A 257-nucleotide genomic window follows, 5' to 3' on the forward strand; every position below is an offset into this window, starting at 1 on the left:
GTGCGCCGGGCGCACATCTTCGTCGCCGCCCTGGGCGCCTCGAATTACACCTATGCCTGCGCGACGCCAGGCGAAACCCAGGTGGACTGGCTGACCTCGCTGGGCCAGGCTCTGACCTACTTTGGCGGCGTGCCGGAAATGGTTGTGCCGGACAATCCGCGCGCCCTGGTCGCCCAGCCGGATCGCTACGAGCCGGGCCTGAACCGGGCCACGCTGGAGTGCGCGCGTCATTACCAGACGGTGATCCTGCCGGCACG

General features: G+C 68.9%; 1 pseudogene. It reads left to right on the forward strand.

Annotated features, from left to right (window positions below):
- Positions 1-257, forward strand: a pseudogene (locus N780_RS19655) (DDE-type integrase/transposase/recombinase); the annotation flags it as partial.

Origin of the sequence: Pontibacillus chungwhensis BH030062, assembly GCF_000770675.1 — a bacterium.
Classification (GTDB): domain Bacteria; phylum Bacillota; class Bacilli; order Bacillales; family BH030062; genus Pontibacillus; species Pontibacillus chungwhensis.